Annotated in this window: 16 protein-coding genes, 1 tRNA gene and 1 pseudogene; 9 read left to right on the top strand and 9 right to left on the bottom strand. The window is 61.5% G+C overall.

Going from position 1 to position 19,727, the window contains the following annotated elements; translation table 11 throughout:
* Positions 1 to 8: 8 nt before the first annotated feature.
* The 7 genes from JOD78_RS23915 (at position 9) to JOD78_RS23885 (ending at position 6,380) form a co-directional block, all read left to right on the top strand.
* A complete protein-coding gene (locus JOD78_RS23915) occupies positions 9 to 479 on the top strand; it encodes a hypothetical protein (RefSeq protein WP_121040679.1) in 471 nt (156 codons plus the stop codon).
* A gap of 316 nt (positions 480 to 795) precedes the next feature.
* A complete protein-coding gene (locus JOD78_RS23910) occupies positions 796 to 1,608 on the top strand; it encodes a basic amino acid ABC transporter substrate-binding protein (RefSeq protein ID WP_121040681.1) in 813 nt (270 codons plus the stop codon).
* Between the two features lie 151 nt (positions 1,609 to 1,759).
* Positions 1,760 to 2,503, top strand: a complete 744-nt coding sequence (locus tag JOD78_RS23905; RefSeq protein ID WP_209569886.1) for an amino acid ABC transporter permease — start codon at positions 1,760 to 1,762, stop codon at positions 2,501 to 2,503.
* Positions 2,504 to 2,588: 85 nt separating this feature from the next.
* A complete protein-coding gene (locus JOD78_RS23900) occupies positions 2,589 to 3,887 on the top strand; it encodes a TIGR03862 family flavoprotein (RefSeq protein ID WP_204726964.1) in 1,299 nt (432 codons plus the stop codon).
* Entirely contained in the window at positions 3,884 to 4,093 is a 210-nt protein-coding gene (locus tag JOD78_RS23895; protein ID WP_083859453.1) for a SlyX family protein, read from the top strand. The genes JOD78_RS23900 and JOD78_RS23895 overlap by 4 nt, the downstream gene beginning before the upstream one ends.
* A gap of 45 nt (positions 4,094 to 4,138) precedes the next feature.
* Positions 4,139 to 5,293 carry a DNA polymerase IV gene (gene dinB / locus JOD78_RS23890; protein ID WP_209569888.1) on the top strand — a complete coding sequence of 385 codons (1,155 nt, stop codon included), beginning with the start codon at positions 4,139 to 4,141 and terminating at the stop codon, positions 5,291 to 5,293.
* Between the two features lie 160 nt (positions 5,294 to 5,453).
* Positions 5,454 to 6,380 (top strand): recombination-associated protein RdgC, encoded by a 927-nt coding sequence (locus tag JOD78_RS23885; protein WP_034330361.1) that lies wholly within the window; start codon positions 5,454 to 5,456, stop codon positions 6,378 to 6,380.
* Between the two features lie 68 nt (positions 6,381 to 6,448).
* Here the strand turns inward: JOD78_RS23885 and lhgO are convergent, their stop codons facing one another.
* Together lhgO and JOD78_RS23875 are read right to left on the bottom strand one after the other, a co-directional pair.
* Positions 6,449 to 7,666 carry an L-2-hydroxyglutarate oxidase gene (gene lhgO, locus JOD78_RS23880; protein WP_209569890.1) on the bottom strand — a complete coding sequence of 406 codons (1,218 nt, stop codon included), beginning with the start codon at positions 7,664 to 7,666 and terminating at the stop codon, positions 6,449 to 6,451.
* A gap of 68 nt (positions 7,667 to 7,734) precedes the next feature.
* Positions 7,735 to 8,376, bottom strand: a complete 642-nt coding sequence (locus JOD78_RS23875) for a TetR/AcrR family transcriptional regulator (RefSeq protein ID WP_121040689.1) — start codon at positions 8,374 to 8,376, stop codon at positions 7,735 to 7,737.
* A gap of 227 nt (positions 8,377 to 8,603) precedes the next feature.
* On the opposite strand from JOD78_RS23875, the gene fusA reads away from it, so the two are divergent.
* Positions 8,604 to 10,709, top strand: coding sequence for an elongation factor G (gene fusA, locus JOD78_RS23870; protein WP_039783594.1), 2,106 nt, complete (start codon positions 8,604 to 8,606; stop codon positions 10,707 to 10,709).
* 470 nt (positions 10,710 to 11,179) lie between these two features.
* Here fusA and JOD78_RS23865 read toward each other — a convergent pair.
* The 7 genes and pseudogenes from JOD78_RS23865 to rpmH all read right to left on the bottom strand — a co-directional run bounded on the left by JOD78_RS23865 (position 11,180) and on the right by rpmH (position 16,496).
* Positions 11,180 to 11,256: transfer RNA gene (locus JOD78_RS23865), tRNA-Asp, on the bottom strand.
* A 111-nt stretch (positions 11,257 to 11,367) separates the two neighbouring features.
* On the bottom strand, positions 11,368 to 11,961 hold the full coding sequence (locus tag JOD78_RS23860) for a nitroreductase family protein (protein ID WP_039783592.1): 594 nt from the start codon (positions 11,959 to 11,961) through the stop codon (positions 11,368 to 11,370).
* Between the two features lie 313 nt (positions 11,962 to 12,274).
* Positions 12,275 to 13,675, bottom strand: coding sequence for a tRNA uridine-5-carboxymethylaminomethyl(34) synthesis GTPase MnmE (gene mnmE / locus JOD78_RS23855; RefSeq protein WP_134137025.1), 1,401 nt, complete (start codon positions 13,673 to 13,675; stop codon positions 12,275 to 12,277).
* Positions 13,676 to 13,829: 154 nt separating this feature from the next.
* Complete coding sequence (yidC, locus tag JOD78_RS23850; protein ID WP_134137026.1) at positions 13,830 to 15,530, bottom strand: membrane protein insertase YidC; 1,701 nt, start codon at positions 15,528 to 15,530, stop codon at positions 13,830 to 13,832.
* Between the two features lie 145 nt (positions 15,531 to 15,675).
* Positions 15,676 to 15,900: pseudogene (gene yidD / locus JOD78_RS28105) on the bottom strand (membrane protein insertion efficiency factor YidD); the annotation flags it as partial.
* A gap of 18 nt (positions 15,901 to 15,918) precedes the next feature.
* Positions 15,919 to 16,332: a ribonuclease P protein component gene (gene rnpA, locus JOD78_RS23840; protein WP_088755113.1), complete on the bottom strand. Its 414-nt coding sequence runs from the start codon at positions 16,330 to 16,332 to the stop codon at positions 15,919 to 15,921.
* Between the two features lie 26 nt (positions 16,333 to 16,358).
* A complete protein-coding gene (gene rpmH, locus JOD78_RS23835; protein WP_006461360.1) occupies positions 16,359 to 16,496 on the bottom strand; it encodes a 50S ribosomal protein L34 in 138 nt (45 codons plus the stop codon).
* Between the two features lie 1,257 nt (positions 16,497 to 17,753).
* Here rpmH and JOD78_RS23830 point away from each other — a divergent pair.
* Positions 17,754 to 19,676 (top strand): PrkA family serine protein kinase, encoded by a 1,923-nt coding sequence (locus JOD78_RS23830; protein ID WP_013236263.1) that lies wholly within the window; start codon positions 17,754 to 17,756, stop codon positions 19,674 to 19,676.
* The last annotated feature ends 51 nt before the right edge of the window (positions 19,677 to 19,727 follow it).

The raw sequence follows: 19,727 nt of genomic DNA, 5'->3' as shown, positions 1-19,727 counted from the left end.
TCTTGAACATGAACCACATCGCACTTGCCCAGTTTGATTCGTCAGCGCGATTGTTGCTGATTGATCTGGTAGCGTTGGAAAGACGGCTTGTTAGCGAAGCATCGGTCAACCCCCGACGGATCTGCTTCGGCTTCTTCGAGGTAGAAAGCGAGGCCCCCGCACTCACTACCGTAGCCCTGTTCGCCACCCCTAAAGGCCCGGTATTGCTACTGAATGATCTGCTGTATCCAATGTCTCTCGGCAAAACAAAAATCAGATTGAGCGATATTGAAAAGAAAACGCTCTTTCGTCTGCTGCACGAAGACCAGCATGTCTTCGAGATGTGGATAGAGCCCAAGTTCGGTATCGGGCTACACCCGTACAACAATGAGCGTGAAGACATCGACTTTTATTTTTGGCTAAGCAAGCAGGTGGATAACCCGGCTTTCTATTCCACCTATACAAAAGAGATGGTTTACGCCGATCCCGAGGCCCCCTGAAGTCGCAATGAAAGACGGCATATCCGATTTGAACCTCGTGCCTCTCCACGGCAACCTGACGAGTTGCCGGCGGTCTCATGTAGTTCACCGACAGGGGCGAAATTTCCACCCGCCCGCCCTGAAAATTGCACTCACGCCACGCTTCCCACCTTTTCCTGCCCCTTTTTGACGCACCATTGCCCGCCACCACCCCCGGGCGGTTTACAATGCCGCCTGCAAAAAAATCCCCGAGTTTCACCCAAGCAACACCGCCCGCCGCGCTACCCGCTCGTCTGCCCCTGTTGCCCCAAACCATTCCAGACAAGGAAATCAAGCAATGATCAAGATGTTCTCCCGCCACGCCCGTACGCTGGCGCTGACCGCCGGCTTCGTCGGCATGCTGGGCCTGGCCGCCTGCGGCAAGCAGGAAGACAAGAGCGCCGCCACCCCGGCACCGCAAGCCGCAGCCGCCCGCGTCTACGTGGTCGGCGTGGAATCGGCCTATGCGCCCTTCTCCTCGGAAAACGAACAGAAGGATGTGGTCGGTTTCGACATCGACGTCATGAAGGCCCTGGCCAAGAAGATCGGCATCGAAGTCAAGTTCGTACCGACGCCCTTCGAAGGCTTCTTCAACTTCCTGGCGCAAGGTGACCGCGACCTGCTGATCTCGGCCATCACCATCACCGATGAACGCAAGAAGTCGGTGGCCTTCTCCGAGCCCTACTTCGTGGCCACCCAGACCATCGCCCTGCCGGCCGCCGACACCAAGGTCAGCAAGATGGACGACCTGAAGCCCCTGACCGTCGGTACCCAGAGCGCCACCTCCGGCGACGAACTGGTGCAGCAGGTGCTGGGCAAGAACAGCGCCAAGATCAAGCGCTTCGACTCCACCCCGCTGGCCCTGAAGGAACTGGAAAGCGGTGGCGTCGACGCCGTCGTGGCCGATGAACCGGTGGTCAAGAACTACATCGCCAACAACCCCAACAGCAAGCTGCGTATCGTCACCGATCCCAGCTTCCCCAAGGAAGACTACGGCATCGCCGTGCGCAAGGATGATCCGGAACTGCTGGCCAAGATCAACAAGGGCCTGGCCGACATGAAGGCCGATGGCAGCTTCGCCGCCATCAGCGCACAATACTTCGGCAAATAAGCCCGCACGCCGTCCTGCTGCTCCTGCCGACCTCTACAGGAGCAGAGGACTGCATGAGTGCATGACTGCCTGATCCGGCAACAAGACGGCGGCCCCGGCCGCCGTCCCCGTTTTGTTCCTTTCCCGATTTCAACCACCAATCGAGTCCGACATGGATTTCCGCTGGAGCATCATCCAAGGCTACGCGCCACTGTTCGCCAAGGGCGTCCTCATGACCTTGCAGGTGTCGCTGATCAGTATCCTGATCGGCACCGTGATCGGCTTGCTGGTGGGCATGCTGCGCCTGGCCGACCTGCAGCACGGTCCGTGGAAGTGGCCGCTGAAGCTGCTGCGCTGGCTGGCCAGCTTCTACGTCGCCTTCTTCCGTGGCACGCCGCTGTTCGTGCAGATCATGCTGATCCACTTCGCGGTGATGCCGCTGCTGGTGCAACAGGAACACGGCCTGCTCATCACCGGCGAACTGGCGCGCACCATCAAGCAGGACTATGGTGCCTTCCTCTCCGGCACGGTCGCGCTGTCGCTCAATGCAGGGGCCTACATTTCGGAAATCTTCCGCGCCGGCATCCAGTCCATCGAACGCGGCCAGTCCTATGCCGCCGCCAGCCTGGGCATGAACTACGGGCTCACGATGCGTTACGTGGTGCTGCCGCAGGCGTTTCGCCGCATGCTGCCGCCGCTGGGCAACGAAGCCATCACGCTGTTGAAGGATTCCTCGCTGGTCTCGGCCATCGGCCTGGCCGAACTGGCCTATGCCGCGCGTACCGTGGCGGGCACGTATGCCCGCTATTGGGAGCCGTATATCACCATCTCCATCCTGTATTTCTCCATGACCATCTGCCTGGCGCTGGTGGTGGCCCGTCTGGAAAAAAAGTACAGCGCGCCGCATCGCCGCTGACCGTTTTGCCCGCCGATCCGCAGCGATCAGCGGGAAGCGCGTGCGCTGCTCGCAGGCGGGCGGTATCATGCCGCGCATGACATCGATGCACACTCTCCCCCAACTCGCTCCCGGCAGCCGCCGCGTGGCCGTGATCGGCGCCGGTCCGGCCGGCCTGATGGCCGCCGAAGTGCTGGCCGCACAAGGCGCCGCCGTGGACGTCTACGACGCCATGCCCTCGGCCGGCCGCAAATTCCTGCTGGCCGGGCGCGGCGGCATGAACATCACGCACTCCGAACCGCAACCCGACTTCCTGCCGCGCTATGGCCATCGCCGCGAACAGGTCGCACCCTTCGTGCGCCGCTTCGACGCCGACCAATTGCGTGCCTGGATACACGGCCTCGGCATCGAGACCTTCGTGGGCAGCTCCGGCCGCGTCTTCCCGCGCGAGATGAAAGCCGCACCGCTGCTGCGCGCCTGGCTGCATCGCCTGCGCGAAGCCGGCGTGCGCTTCCACATGCGCCATCGCTGGCTGGGCTGGCAGGAGGACGGCGCACTGCGCTTTGCCCATCCTGATGGCCACACCGATGTGCAAGCCGATGCCGTGGTGCTGGCACTGGGCGGCGCCAGCTGGCCGCGCCTGGGCTCGGACGGCAGCTGGGTGCCGCTGCTGCAAGACCGCCAGGTCGAGGTCGCACCACTGCTGCCTTCCAACTGTGGCTTCGAGCTGGACTGGAGCGAACATTTCCGCAGCCGCTTCGCGGGGGAACCGGTCAAGCCGGTGGTGGCCAGTACGGCGCTGCCCAGCGGCGGCGTGCAGAATCGCCGCGGCGAATTCATCATCACCGCCGAAGGCATCGAAGGCAGCCTGGTCTATGCCATGTCCTCCGCCTTGCGCGACACGATCGCCGCCGAAGGCGCGGCGCGCCTCTACCTGGACCTGCTGCCCGACTGGCCGCTGGAAAAAGTGGAAGCCGAACTGGCCCATCCGCGTGGTGCGCGTTCGCTCTCCAGCCACCTGCAAAGCCGTCTGCATCTCAAGGGCGTGAAGGCCGGACTGCTGCGCGAGCTGGTCAGCAAGGACGACTTCGCCGACATGGGCAAGCTGGCGCGCGCCATCAAGGCTCTGCCGCTGACCGTGCTGCGCACGCGTCCCATCGCCGAAGCCATCAGCAGCGCCGGTGGCGTCAGCTTCGAGGCGCTCGATGATGCGCTGATGCTGCGTGCCCTGCCCGGCGTGTTCTGCGCCGGCGAGATGCTGGACTGGGAAGCGCCCACCGGTGGCTACCTGCTTACCGCCTGCTTTGCCACCGGCCGCGCCGCTGCTGCCGGTGCCTTGCATTGGCTCATCAGCGATGACCGCGCTGCCAGCCTGAGCCACTCTTCCAAGGAACAACACAAGTGACCCAAGACGACCGCCTCATCGACCTGGAGATGAAACTCGCCCATCAGGAACACCTGCTGGACGAACTGAACCAGACCGTCTATCGCCAGGAAAAGAAGATCGAGGAACTGGACATGCTGCTGCATGCCCTGGCCAAGCGATTCAAGGAATTGTCCGACACCAGCCAGGACCGCGCCGCCGCCAACGAGAAGCCGCCGCATTACTGATCGCGCCGCTTCCGCTTCCGCTTTCTCTTCGCTGCACGCACCACCATGGCCAACGAACGCCGCATCGCCCACCTCGACATGGATGCTTTCTATGCGTCGGTGGAATTGCTGCGCTATCCCGAGCTGCGCGGCCAGGCGGTGGTCATCGGCGGCGGTTCGGCTACGCGGCCGGTGGAATTGCCCGACGGCACGCGCCAGTATTTCCGCATGCGCGATTACGCCGGGCGCGGCGTGGTCACCACTTCCACCTACGAGGCGCGCGCGCTGGGCGTCTTCTCGGCCATGGGCATCATGAAGGCGGCCCAGCTGGCACCGGACGCCATCCTGCTGCCGACCGACTTCGAGGCCTATCGCAAGTATTCGCGCCTGTTCAAGGAAGCGGTGCGCAGCATCGCGCCGCTGATCGAGGATCGCGGCATCGATGAAATCTATATCGATCTTTCTGCGTGGCCCGATACCGCGCATGAGGTCGCGCGCCAGATCAAGGATGCGGTGCATGCCGCTACCGCCCTGACCTGCTCCGTCGGTGTGGCGCCCAACAAGATGCTGGCCAAGATCTCCTCCGAACTGGACAAACCCGATGGGCTGACCATCCTCACGCCCGAGGACATCGAGCGCCGCATCTGGCCGCTGCCTGCGCGCAAGATCAACGGCATCGGGCCGAAGGCCGCCGAGAAGCTGGCGGCATTGGGTATCGAGACCGTGGCCGACCTGGCACGCGCATCGCCTGAGTTGCTGCACGCGCATTTCGGGCGCAGCTATTCCGAATGGCTGGGACGTGTGGCGCAGGGCGTTGATGATCGCCCGGTACAGACTTATTCCGAACCCAAATCCATCAGCCGGGAAACCACCTTTGAACGCGACCTGCATGCGCGTGCCGACCGTACACAACTCTCGGAAATCTTCACCGCCCTGTGCGTAAAGCTGGCCGGTGACCTGGAGCGCAAGGGCTATGTCGGCCGCACCATCGGCATCAAGCTGAAATACGCCGATTTCCAGGGGGTGACGCGCGACGTCACGCTGCCCGCGCCCACCGGGGATGCCGCCACCATTCGCCAGGCGGCGGGGGAATGCCTCAAGCGCGTACCCCTGGAAAAGAAGCTGCGCCTGCTCGGTGTGCGCGTGGGCGCGCTCTCGCGCAAGGATGAGCTTGCATTGACAGCGCAGGCGCTGCAGGCGGAGTTGCCGTTCGGCGGCTGATCCATATTTCCGCGAACTATTTGTGCGTTTTTCTGACGTACTCTGCGGCAAGCCCGGCCACGAAAAATTTAACTGCAAGCGTGGACAATCCGACATCGCTTGCGGCGAGACGGGCGTGTAAAATCTCCCCCTTTCCCTCTTTGCCCTGCTCCGGAAACCTATGTGGTTCAAGAATCTCCAGATCTACCGTTTGCCCGCACCGTGGGCGATCAATGCCGACGAACTCGAATCCCATCTCGCGCCGCAGGCCTTCACCGCCTGCTCCAGCCTGGACATGCAGAGCCAGGGCTGGGTGCCGCCGCGCAACAATGAAAAACTGGTGCATGTGGTCAACCGCCAGCTGCTGTTGAAACTCGATACCGAGAAGAAACTGCTGCCCTCGACCGTCATCAACCAGGTCACCAAGGCCCGTGCCGCCGAGCTGGAAGAGCAGCAAGGTTTCCCGCCGGGCCGCAAGCAGACCAAGGAATTGAAGGAACAGGTCACCGACGAACTGCTGCCGCGCGCCTTCTCGGTAGTGCGCAGTACCTGGGTCTGGATCGATCCGGTCAATGGCTGGCTGCTGGTCGATGCCGGCTCGCCCTCCAAGGCCGAAGAAGTCCTGAAGCTGCTGTTCAAGGCCATCCCCAAGTTCCCGCTGGAAACGCTGCGTACCGTCATGTCGCCGGCAGCGGCCATGACCGACTGGCTGGCCAGCGACGAAGCGCCCAACGGTTTCACCGTGGACCAGGATACCGAGCTGCGCTCCACCGCCGAGAGCAAGGCCACGGTGCGCTACGTGCGCCACACGCTGGAAGCCGACGACATCCGCCGCCACATCGAAGCCGGCAAGCAGTGCACGCGCCTGGCGCTGACCTGGGCCGACAAGGTGTCCTTCGTGCTGACCGAGAACCTGTCGGTCAAGCGCATCGCGCCGCTGGACGTACTCAAGGAAGACAGCGAGATCGCCGGCAAGAACGACGATGAACGCTTCGATGGCGACTTCATGCTGATGACCGGTGAGCTGGCCAAGCTGCTGACCGCGCTGGTCGACGCGCTGGGAGGCCAACTGAAGGAAAACGACGGAACACTGGCCCGCGCGGCCTGACCGGCATCGCTTCAGTACGCCAGTACGAATGAAAACGCCGCGACGGGCTGACCGTCGCGGCGTTTTTTTCATATCGTCCCGTGCGGGTGGATCAGGTTGCGCACGATGTGCTCGCCGATGGCCAATGACGAGGTGGCCCCGGGCGAAGGGGCATTGCGGATATGCGTGACGCGGCTGCTCTGGCGAATCACGAAATCGTCCACCAGCCGGCCATCGGGTTCCATGGCCTGGGCGCGAATGCCGCGCACCGCCGGGGTCACGCTCACCTCGGACAGGGCCGGCACATAGCGGGCAGCTTCGCGCACGAAGTGCCGCTCGCTGACCACGGTCTTCAGTTCGCGCAGGGTCGCGGCCATGTTGCGGCTGGCGAATTTCCAGAAACCCGGATAGCCCAGATAATCGGCCACGTCGCGCAGGCTGAAACGATCCCCTTGGTAATTCTCGCGTCCCAGCGAAATGAAGGCATTCGGACCGATGGTCATCTGGCCATCGATACGCTTGGTGAAATGCACGCCCAGGAAGGGAAAGCGCGGATCGGGCACCGGATAGATCAGGCCCCGGACATGCGACTTGAAGGCTTCATCGATGACGTAGTACTGACCGAAGAAGGGCACGATGCGCGGCGTGGCGACATCGCCCGATTGCTGTGCCAGCCGGTCTGACTGCAGGCCGCAGCAGGCGATGACGAAATCGAACGCATCACCGTGGATCTCGCCACCGGCCAGTTCGATCTGCACATGCTGCCCCTGTTCGAACACGCGTTGCACCGCTGCATTGAGACGGATCACGCCGCCCCTCTGCACGATCTCCTGCGCCATGTGCTGCGCGATCTGGCCATAGCTGACGATGGCCGTGCGCGGCGAATACAGCGCGCGCAGTCCCACGCAATGGGGCTCGATCTCGCGCAGGCGTGCGCCGTCGATCATCTCCACATCCGGCACGCCATTGGCCAGCGCCTTGCGATGGATGGCTTCCAGGCGCGGCAATTCGTCCGCCTCCAGCGCCACCACCACCTTGCCGCATTCATCGTAGGGCAAGCCATTCTGCTCGCAGTAGGTCCTGACCAGCTCGACGCCGCGCCGGCACAGCCGCGCCTTGAGGCCGCCCGGTTCGTAATACAGGCCGGCGTGGACCACGCCGGAATTATGGCTGGACTGGTGGCGGGCCACGGCGTCTTCCTTCTCGAAGACGGTGACGCGCACATCGGGTTGATCCAGCAGCAACTGGCGGGCCACGGCCAGGCCGTTGATGCCGCCGCCGATGACGGCATAGTGCAAGGGTCTCATGAGGCTGGTAAGGGTCCTGGTAACGGCAAAGGGAGGGAGGATATCGTAACGGGCGCAGCCGGCTTCATTCACTCCGGTGGCAGCGCATGCACCATCACGTTTTCCAGCGGCAGCATCGCATGCGGCAGCGTGGCGGCCAGCCGCGCCGTGGAGACCCCATCGCGCGCACCCAGCGCCAGTCCATTGAGGAAGCTGGTATAGAAATCTCCCAGGGCGGTGACATCGGCATCGGCCCGGATCTCCCCTTCACGCTGCGCCTGCAGCAGGCGCGCGCGGATTTCATTGCGGCGCTTGTGGCGGCGTTGCGAGAGCGCATCACTGTGCTCGCTGTTTTCGGGCGCACAGTTGATGGCGGAAATCACTACCATGCACCCCTTTCCTGCCGGCAATCCCGGCACCGTCGACTTGCCCGAATACATGCGCACGCTGGCGCGCAGCATGGCTTGCAGGTCTTCGCGAATGCCCTTGCCGGCCTGCAACAGGCGCAGCGGTTCGGCGCTGATGGTGCGCGAGTAGACCTCCATGACTTCTCGGAACAGCGCATCCTTGTCGCCGAAGGCCGAGTAGAGACTGGGGGCCTTCACGCCTATGGCCTCGCACAGATCGGCCATGGTGGTGCCTTCGTAGCCCTTGCTCCAGAACACTTGCATGGCCTGCTGCAGCGCCTGGTCGCGGTCGAAGCTGCGCGGGCGGCCACGGGTTTTTATCATCGGTTTCCTTTGCGGGGTATTACCCCTGGCGGTAATGGTGTTGCGGAGAAGTGTAGTTTAATTTAGTCGGCATTACAAAAATAAATCGCCAGACCTTGAACTTTGGGGAAGACGTTCCTATTATCTAATGCTCGTTACATAAATAAACTTTGTAGCGGGCAATTTGATCAATCGTCACCATCAACACTGAATCCAGCATTTGACGGCACCCATCGAAAGGACATGCCATGAGCCGCAAGACCCGAATAGAAAACTACCGCAACATCGGTATCAGCGCGCATATCGACGCGGGCAAGACCACGACCACCGAGCGCATTCTTTTTTATACGGGTGTGAACCACAAGATCGGCGAAGTGCATAACGGTGCGGCCACCATGGACTGGATGGAGCAGGAGCAGGAACGCGGCATCACCATCACCTCGGCCGCCACCACGGCCTTCTGGAAGGGCATGGCCGGCAATTATCCCGAGCATCGCATCAACATCATCGACACCCCGGGCCACGTGGACTTCACCATCGAGGTGGAGCGCTCCATGCGCGTGCTCGATGGTGCGGTGATGGTGTACGACTCGGTGGGCGGCGTGCAGCCGCAGTCCGAGACCGTCTGGCGCCAGGCCAACAAGTACAAGGTGCCGCGCATCGCCTTCGTCAACAAGATGGACCGCATCGGTGCGGACTTCTTCCGCGTGCAGAAGCAGATCGAAGAGCGCCTGAAGGGCAAAGCCGTTCCCATCCAGATTCCGGTGGGTGCGGAAGACCATTTCTCGGGCGTGATCGACCTGGTCAAGATGAAAGCCATCATCTGGGACGAAGCCAGCCAGGGCGTGCTGTTCAAGTATGAGGACATCCCGCTGGAGCTGGAGGACACCGCACGCCACTGGCGCGACCTCATGATCGAGCAGGCCGCCGAGGCCAATGAGGAACTGCTGGAGAAATATCTCTCCGGCAATCCCCTGACCGAGGACGACATCAAGCGCGGCCTGCGCCTGCGCACGGTGGCCAACGAGATCGTGCCGATGCTGGCCGGCAGCGCCTTCAAGAACAAGGGCGTGCAGGCCATGCTGGATGCGGTGATCGATTACCTGCCCTCGCCCGTCGACGTGCCCGCCATCGCCGGCCATGCCGAGGACGACAGCGAGATCGAGCGCCATCCTTCGGACGAGGAACCGTTCTCGGCGCTGGCCTTCAAGATCATGACCGATCCCTTCGTGGGGCAGTTGACCTTCTTCCGCGTGTATTCCGGCATCGTCAATTCGGGAGACACGGTCTACAACCCGGTCAAGGGCAAGAAGGAACGCCTGGGCCGCATCCTGCAGATGCACGCCAACGAGCGCAAGGAAATCAAGGAAGTGTTCGCAGGCGACATCGCAGCCGCCGTGGGCCTGAAGGATGTGACCACCGGTGACACGCTGTCGGATCCGGAACATCCCATCATCCTGGAGCGCATGATCTTCCCTGAGCCGGTGATCTCGCAGGCGGTGGAACCGAAGACCAAGGCCGACCAGGAAAAGATGGGCATCGCCTTGAATCGCCTGGCGCAGGAGGATCCGTCCTTCCGCGTGCATACCGATGAGGAATCGGGCCAGACCATCATGTCGGGCATGGGCGAGCTGCATCTGGAAATCCTGGTGGACCGGATGAAGCGCGAGTTCAACGTCGAGGCCACGGTCGGCAAGCCGCAGGTGGCTTACCGCGAAGCGATCCGCAAGGGCGTGGAAGATGTGGAAGGCAAGTTCGTCAAGCAGTCCGGCGGACGCGGGCAGTATGGCCATGTGGTGATCAAGCTGGAGCCGCAGCCGGCCGGCAAGGGCTATGAATTCGTCGATGCCATCAAGGGTGGCGTGGTCCCGCGCGAATTCATCCCGGCGGTCGACAAGGGTATTCAGGAGTCGCTGAAGGCAGGCGTGCTGGCGGGTTATCCGGTGGTGGACGTGAAGGCCACGCTGACCTTCGGTTCGTACCACGATGTGGACTCCAACGAGAACGCCTTCCGCATGGCCGGTTCCATGGCCTTCAAGGAAGCGATGAAGCGTGCCGGTCCGATGCTGCTGGAGCCGATGATGCAGGTCGAGGTGGAAACGCCCGAGGAATTCATGGGCAACGTGATGGGCGACCTGTCCTCACGGCGCGGGATGGTGCAGGGCATGGAAGACATGGTGGGCGGCGGCAAGCTGGTGCGTGCTGAAGTCCCGCTGTCGGAAATGTTCGGCTACTCGACCACGCTGCGTTCGCTCTCGCAGGGGCGCGCGACTTACTCGATGGAGTTCAAGCATTATGCCGAGGCGCCAAGGCAGGTGGTGGAGCAGTTGTCGGGGAGCAAGGGCAAGGGTTGATTGACCCTGCTCGCTGCTGGGTGCATGAGGAAGCCGATGCATCTTTGGGTGCATCGGCTTTTTTAACTTTAGGTAAATAATCCGGAAAGAATCCGCAAAAACAAAAGCGCCCCATTCTTTCGAATGAGGCGTTTTATTTGGCGGAGCGGACGGGGCTCTCCTACACAAGCGCAGGCCGCGGAATCGCTTGCAAGCGATTCCCTTCTCGCCCCGCCGGGAGCCGCGCAGGCGGCTCCCTTCACTCCGCAGGTTTTTGCTGCGCAAAAACAAAAATGCCCCGTTCTTGCGAACGGGGCATTTTATTTGGCGGAGCGGACGGGGCTCTCCTACACAGGCGCAGGCCGCGGAATCGCTTGCAAGCGATTCCCTTCTCGCCCCGCCGGGAGCCGCGCAGGCGGCTCCCTCCACTCCGCAGGTTTTTGCTGCGCAAAAACAAAAATGCCCCGTTCTTGCGAACGGGGCATTTTATTTGGCGGAGCGGACGGGGCTCGAACCCGCGACCCCCGGCGTGACAGGCCGGTATTCTAACCAACTGAACTACCACTCCTAAAACCGTTTCAGCCGTCGTTGCTTGCTGAAAGATCGCTATTATAGGAGAGACTTTTTGAAAATGCCAGCCCTTTTTAAAAATAATTGCGAAATATTTTACGGCCCGGCATCAAGCCTTGAACTTGCCCTCAAACGCCAGCTTGGACAGCGGCTCACGCGGGCTCGGCACTTCACGTGCCTGCAGGCCTTCCGGCAGGATGGACTTGTCACCCAGCTTGCCCACCACCACCATCGCCTCCACCGAGAACTCGGCCGGGACGTTCAGCTCGGTACGGGCCTTGTCCTTGTCAAAGCCGGCCATGCCGTGCGCATGCCAGCCGGACAGCGACGCCTGCAGCGCCAGGTAGCCCCAGGCCGAACCGGTGTCGAAGGAATGGGTCGGCGCAGGCACCGCCTCGGTCGCACCCGGCGGCACCATCACGGTACGCGACAGCACCACGAACAGAGCCGATGCATTGGCGCACCAGGAACGGTTGAATTCATTCAACAGGCCCAGCAGGCTGTCCCAGGCCGGCGTACCACGGCGCGCATAGACGAAGCGCCACGGCTGCGCATTGTAGGCCGAGGGTGCCCAGCGGGCAGCCTCGAGGAAGGTCAGGACGGTTTCTTCGGAGATCTCGGCACCGTTGAAGGCGCGCGGGGACCAGCGGTTCAGGAATTGCGGATCAATGGGATAGTCGGCGTTGCGCGGATTGGCGGACATGCTCTTTTCCTATGAGGATGAGGGTGGATGAATTCAGGCAGCAGGCATCTTAGCAGCGCCGCCTGTTTCCTGCAGAGCCAGCCGCGCAGCCATAAAAAAACCCGCGCACCTTGCGGCGGCGGGTTAAATCCAATTCTCAGGGGTGATGAATTGGAGGGGGAGGAACTTCAGAATAACGATGGCCCTCTCGCGCCTCCAACGTTTTTACACGCTGTAACATCCGTTGCAATTGTGCAGTGGACTGTGGGGAAACTGTCAGGAATGGCGTTTCCCCTGTCGTCCACGGCCGACGCGGCTTTGCGCCGCATCCGACTCATTTCCCGATACAGAACCGCGAAAAAATCACCCCCAGCAAATCATCCGGCGTGAACTTGCCCGTGATGCTGGACAAGCGCTCCTGCGCCAATCGCAGCTCTTCTGCAAACAGATCCAATGCATGCTCGCCAGCCTCATTGTCCAGCGCCGCATGCGCCGCTGCATGGGCCAGATGCTCATCGGCCGCCTTCAGTGCCAGCAAATGCCGCTCGCGCGCGAGGTAGCGCGATTCCACCGTCTGCTGCCAGCCGGCGATGCGCAGCAGTTCGGCACGCAGCAAGTCCACGCCCTGCCCTTCGGCCGCCGACAGATAGACGTGCGTGGCGTCCGGCATCGGATCCACCGCAGGCTTGTGGCCGGAGCGGTCGATCTTGTTCCAGATGCGGATGATGGGTACGCCCTCGGGGAAGCGCGCGGTAATCTTTTCATCTTCCAGCGTCGGGCCACGGTCCGCATCGAGCATGTGCAGGATCACGTCCGCCTTGGCCACCTCGGCCCAGGTGCGCTCGATGCCGATGCGCTCGACTTCGTCCGGACCGCTGCCATCTTCACCAGCCTCGCGGATACCGGCCGTATCGATGATGTTGAGCGGCATGCCTTCGATCTGTATCGTCTGCGTCACCTTGTCGCGCGTGGTGCCGGCGATGGGCGTGACGATGGCCACATCCGATCCGGCCAGTACGTTCAGCAGAGAAGACTTGCCCACGTTGGGCTTGCCGGCCAGCACCGCATTCAAGCCATCACGCAGCAAGGCCCCTTGCGCGGCATGCTTGAACACCTCTTCCAGCGTGCTGCGGATGGTGGCCAGCTGGCCGCGCGCGTCGCTCTGTTTCAGGAAATCGATTTCTTCCTCGGGGAAGTCCAGCGTCGCTTCCACCAGCATGCGCAGGCGCGTGACCTGATCCACCAGCTCGTGGATCACCTTGGAGAACGCGCCCGAGAGCGACTCGGAGGCCGACTTGGCCGCCGCCTCGGTGGTCGCTTCGATCAGGTCGGCCACCGCCTCGGCCTGGGCCAGGTCGATCTTGTCGTTCAAGAAGGCGCGCTGGGTGAATTCGCCCGGCTCGGCCAGACGCAGGCCGATCTCGTTGCCGGCCTGCACACAGCGCGCCAGCAGCATCTGCATCACCACCGGGCCACCGTGGCCCTGCAGTTCCAGCACATCCTCGCCGGTATAGGAATGCGGGGCCGGGAAGTGGATCGCCAGGCCCTGATCGATCGGGCTGCCATCCTCATTGAGGAAGGGCAAATAAGTGGCGTGGCGCGGTGCCAGGCTGTCGCGGCCGCAGACGGCACGGATCACCGGGCCCAGGTTCTTGCCTGAGATGCGGACCACGCCGATGCCCCCGCGTCCGGGTGCGGTGGCGATGGCGGCAATGGGAGAAGAATCGAAAGTCATCTGCAAATACTTGTTGTTGTGTTGAGGTGAGCCCGCCGCTGCATCCCCCTCGGAGCAACGGCGTAAAGCCATGTTAACCCTGCTTGCGCTCTACGACCGAAAAAAAACCCGTGGATTCCACGGGTTTTTCCTTTGATGGCCTGCAAGAAGCAAATTATTTGGTCTTGCCGCTCTCGATATTGCGGGTGATCACCCATTGCTGCGCGATCGACAGGATGTTGTTCGTCACCCAGTACAGCACCAGGCCGGACGGGAAGAAGAAGAACATGAACGAGAACACCAGCGGCATGAACATCATCACCTTGGCCTGGACCGGATCCGGCGGCGTCGGGTTCAGCTTGGTCTGCAGGAACATCGACGCAGCCATGATGATCGGCAGCAAACCGATGGGCATGTTGAAGTAAGGGATGGTGCCGAACAGGCGGTCCGGGGCGGTCAGGTCATGCACCCAGCCCAGCCAAGGCGCGCCGCGCATTTCCACCGAGGCCAGCAGCACCGAGTACAGCGCGATGAACACCGGGATCTGGATCACGATGGGCAGGCAGCCGCCCAGCGGATTGATCTTCTCGGTCTTGTAGAGCGCCATCATCTCGCGGTTCATGGCCTGCGGATCACCCTTGTGGCGTTCGCGGATGGCTTGCATCTTCGGCGAGACCGCCTTCATCTTGGCCATGCTGCGATAGCTGGCCGCCGACAGCGGGAAGAACACCAGCTTGATCAGCACGGTCAGCAGGATGATGGTCCAGCCCCAGTTGCCCACCAGGTTGTGGATGTGGGTCATCAGCCAGAAGATCGGCTCGGCGATCACGGTCAGGTGGCCGTAGTCGCGCACCAGGTCCAGGCCCGGGGCAATCGCTTGCAGGGTCTTGGAGACGGTGGGACCGGAATACAGCTGGGTATCCATGGTCACGCTGGCGTTCGGGGCCACGCTGCCCAGCGGCAGGATGGAACCGACCGCGTACAGGTTGTCGCCGACCTTCTTGCTGAAGATGTCGCGCTGCGCGTTCTGCGGCGGGATGAAGGCCGAGACGAAGTAGTGCTGCACCATGGCGATCCAGCCGTTGTCCGCCTTGTTGACGTGCTGCTGCTTGCCGTTGGCGATCTTCTCGAAGTCCAGCTTCTCGAAGTGCTCGGTGCTGCTGTAGACGGCAGGACCGGTGAAGGTGCTGTAGAAGTGCGATTCGCCGCCCGGCTTGTTGCCGTCGCGCACCAGCTGCAGGTACAGCGAAGGATTGATCGCCGCACCGGTGGTGTTGGTCACGGTGTGCTTGACGTCGATCAGGTAGCTGTCGCGCTTGAAGGTGTAGGTCTTGGTCAGCTTCACGCCGCCCTGCTCGGCCACCAGCACCAGCTGCACTTCATTGCCGTTGTCCAGCGAACGGGCGCCGGGCTGTGCGGTGAAGATGGTCTTGTGATTGGGGAAGGGACCGCCGATCAGGCCCGACTCCGCCAGGTACATGTGGCCGGGTTCGGAATCGAACAGCACGACGTTCTTGGTCGGATCGACCACGTCGGGTTGCTTCAGCAGTTCCAGGCGCTTCAGCTCACCGCCCACGGTATCGATGCTGGCCTTGACCAGGTCGGTGGTGATGGTGATGGTTTCGCCCTTGGTGGCGGCGGCCACGTCAGCACCGGGGACCGCGCCAGGCGCCGGTGCCGGCGTGCCAGCCTGCGGCACCGGGGAACCGGTCGGGCTGGCGGTGGGCGCGGCCGGATTGGCGGCGGCTTGCTCCTGAGTCGGGTTGGCCGACGGGAAGAACATCGACTGATGTCCGTTATGGCGCATCCAGCCATCCCACAGCAGCAGCAGGGAGAAGGAGAATACAACCCACAGGACGGTACGTTTGATATCCATATGCGTATTGATGAGTTCAGGAGTGGCTGCAACCGTCAGCGGCCACAGGGGGAGACAGCCGCGCTACCGGAGACGGCAGCGCAGTGGTCGGGGAATCGGGAACGACGGAAGAAGACGGGCTGTTCGCCTGCGCCTGGGCATGGGCTTGCGCCTCGGCCGAGCCGGGCACGAAGTCCAGGCCGCCGGCATGCCAGGGATGGCATTTGCAGAGGCGCTTGCCGGCCAGGACACTGCCCTTGAGCGCGCCATGCAGACGCACCGCCTCGGCGGCGTAGTCGGAACAGCTGGGATAGAAACGGCAATTCTGCCCCAGGAAAGGGCTCACTCCCAGCTTGTAGGCACGCAACAGCAGGAGCAGAGGGGTCTTCATCACTTCCTGTTTTCCTGGCTATTTCCTGGCGAACGCGGGGGCGCTCGGCAGGAAGGCGAACAATTGCATCAGTTCGGCGCGCAGCGTGGCCTTCACGGACGCACTGCGGGCAGGATCCTTCCTGGTATTGACCGGGCGCGACAGGCGCACGATGCAGTCCACGGCAGGCAGTTCAGCCTGGCGAAACAGCTCGCGCGTGGCCCGTTTGATCGTGTTGCGGGTGACCGCACGCGGTGCCAGCCGCTTGGCCGCCACTACGCCCAGACGGGCTTGCGGCAGGCTGTTGCGGCGTGCGTACAACACGAAATGCTCGGTACGATACACGGGGCGCAAACGAAAAACGGATGAAAACTCATCCGTTTTAACGATTCGCCGATCGCGTGGGAAGTCGCCTGCTTGACGTGCTGGAAGCGGTGTACGGACGTCCGTCACACGAAACGGCAGCGCAAAGCCCCGGCTTAAACTGCAGCCAGACGCTTGCGGCCCTTGGCGCGACGGGCGTTGATCACGGCACGGCCGCCACGGGTTGCCATACGGGCACGGAAACCATGGGTACGCTTGCGACGCACGACGGAAGGTTGGTAAGTACGTTTCATGTTGGACTCGCTAAGTTGGGCTGCCTTGGAGCAAACAGCAAAAATAAATCGGAATTCTGGAACCGCTTTCGGTGTGCCTGTTCCGCATCACCGATGCCCTGCCGCCTGTCTGAGCCGGCAGCCCCTGCATCGCTGACACCATTAACTCTGTTGGCCTCTGCCGCCTCCCGGTGTGATCACTGGGTAATCGACCGGTGGACAACTGAAACAGCACTGCGTCGGCACCGCGCGCAATTCTTCAGATGGTGAACCCTGAATTAGACTGCATTTTCCACTTCGCTGTCAATGACTTATGCGCTTTTGCGCCCTCCCCGGGCACTCAACGGCCGAGTTCGGGGCCAATGCGTGGCGGAATTGCCGCATCTGGCCAGAATCGCCCCTTCCCTGCCGCCAGCCGGCCGGCAAAAAGCCGATATGAAGTTGCTTGCAGGACATCACCCCGTTTTCAGTACAAGCCTTCACCTGACGCGTTCAATGCATGAAGAAAATGCAGGCACGCCATGCGCCCCACGCATGAACAAATCCGTAAATCATCTAAAGCATTTTTTCAGCAGGGCTGGACACCGGTGCGCCTGACTTGCCCACGGGAGGCGGATGAGGCAGATCAGCAACATTGAGACAGCGCAATCGTCCTGTTACAAAAAAGATGCGTCATGAAAGCTGCACCCTGCAATATGACAAACATGCCTGGCACGATTCCAGCTATAAGGGGAGATGAAGCAAAGAGACCGGCAAGCAGGCAGGAACGAATTGCACCGGCAGGAGGAGATCGGCAGCATCGCCAGGCACCAGCCGCGCTGGCCTGCGCAACCGCCCGACAGGCATTGTCCGCCTGTTCCCTCCCGCCGGCTATCAGGGTTTTCACGATGGCGCGCTGCGCGAAAATAGCGCACCGTGTGGTCAACCGCTGAAGCAATCCGCACATTGAAAGAGCATGATGTGAATGAAGCTGCGAATGTCCCTGCGCACGCAATGGGATAAACGCTTCACCCCAATGCGCGGGAAAATGCAAAGAAAATCCAGCGCTTGCTGAATGAAGCTGCACTATAGGGATCACCAAGCAGAAGCAAAAAAAGGAATAGAATGAACTGCAGGATCTGAAAAGATCTTCGCATCACGTTGTAGAAGCTACGGCTTTCAAAGAACACACCGGCAATGACGCAATGCAGAGTCACCGACGCGTTCTTCGATAACCGCAGATGGCAAGTCCAGACATATGAATCTGTTTCGTACTTTTTTGAGAGCGACGGAGGTGGTATGGATATCTACAGCAGCTTTGCAAGCCGGTTCGACAAGACCAGAGAAGAAGAATTATCGCTTGAAGAGTATCTGAATCTTTGCAAGAACGACCCGGCAGTCTATGCATCGGCTGCCGAACGGATGCTGATGGCCATCGGCGAACCGGAGAAGGTCGACACCCGGGAAGATCCGCGCCTCTCGCGCATCTTCGCCAACAAGGTCATCAAGGTCTATCCCGCCTTCAAGGAATTCTACGGCGCGGAAGAAGTGATCGAGCAGGTGGTTTCGTATTTCCGCCATGCCGCGCAAGGCCTGGAAGAAAAGAAGCAGATCCTCTATCTGCTGGGACCGGTCGGTGGCGGCAAGTCCTCCATCGCTGAACGCCTGAAGCAGTTGATGGAGCAGGTGCCCTTCTATTCCATCAAGGGTTCGCCGGTCAATGAATCCCCGCTGGGCCTGTTCGATTACGACGAAGACGGTCCCATCCTCGAAGAGCAATACGGCATCCCGCGCCGCTATCTCAAACCCATCCTGAGCCCCTGGGCCGTCAAGCGCCTGCACGAGTACAACGGCGACATCCGTCAGTTCCGTGTGGTCAAGCGCTATCCGTCCATCCTGCGCCAGATCGGCATTTCCAAGACCGAACCGGGCGATGAAAACAACCAGGATATTTCCACCCTGGTCGGCAAGGTCGATATCCGCAAGCTGGAACAATATTCGCAGGACGATGCCGACGCCTACAGCTACTCGGGCGGCCTGTGCCTGTCCAACCAGGGCCTGCTGGAATTCGTGGAAATGTTCAAGGCCCCCATCAAGGTGCTGCACCCGCTGCTGACGGCCACCCAGGAAGGCAACTTCAAGGGTACCGAAGGTTTCGGCGCGATCCCCTTCGATGGCGTCATCCTGGCCCACTCCAACGAATCGGAATGGAAGGCCTTCCGCAACAACAAGAACAATGAAGCGCTGCTGGACCGCATCTTCATCGTCAAGGTGCCGTATTGCCTGCGCGTTTCCGAAGAAATCAAGATCTACGAAAAACTGATCCGCAGCTCTTCGCTCGGCAAGGCCACGTGCGCACCGGGCACGCTGAAGATGATGGCGCAGTTCTCGGTACTCACGCGCCTGAAGGAACCGGAAAACTCCAGCCTCTTCTCCAAGATGCAGGTCTATGACGGCGAGAACCTCAAGGATACCGATCCGAAAGCCAAGTCCTACCAGGAGTATCGCGACTATGCCGGCGTCGACGAGGGCATGAACGGCATCTCCACGCGCTTCGCCTTCAAGATTCTGTCGCGGGTGTTCAACTTTGATACCACCGAGGTAGCGGCCAATCCGGTGCACCTGATGTACGTGCTGGAACAGCAGATCGAACGCGAACAATTCCCGCAGGAGACCGAGCAGAAATATCTCTCCTTCGTGAAGGACACGCTGGCCTCGCGCTACGCCGAATTCATCGGCAAGGAAATCCAGACGGCCTACCTGGAGTCGTATTCGGAATATGGCCAGAACGTCTTCGACCGTTACGTGACCTATGCCGACTTCTGGATCCAGGATCAGGAATACCGCGATCACGATACCGGCGAGAGCTTCGACCGTGCGGCCCTGAATGCGGAACTGGAAAAGATCGAGAAGCCGGCCGGCATCAGCAACCCCAAGGACTTCCGCAACGAGATCGTCAACTTCGTGCTGCGTGCGCGGGTCAACAACGGCGGCAAGAATCCGCTGTGGACCAGTTACGAAAAACTGCGCGTGGTGATCGAGAAGAAGATGTTCTCCAACACCGAAGACCTGTTGCCGGTGATTTCCTTCAACGCCAAGGGCTCCACCGAGGAAATGCAGAAACACGAAGACTTCGTCAATCGCATGGTCAGCAAGGGATACACGCCCAAGCAGGTGCGCCTGCTGTGCGAATGGTACCTGCGCGTGCGCAAGTCCTCGTAAGCGCCGCTGTTGCGCATCGCCCGCGGTATGCGTGGCGATGCGCGCGGCGAC

Source organism: Herbaspirillum sp. 1130 (assembly GCF_017833835.1).
GTDB lineage: Bacteria > Pseudomonadota > Gammaproteobacteria > Burkholderiales > Burkholderiaceae_D > Herbaspirillum > Herbaspirillum huttiense.
This window is presented reverse-complemented; position numbering and strand designations above follow the sequence as displayed.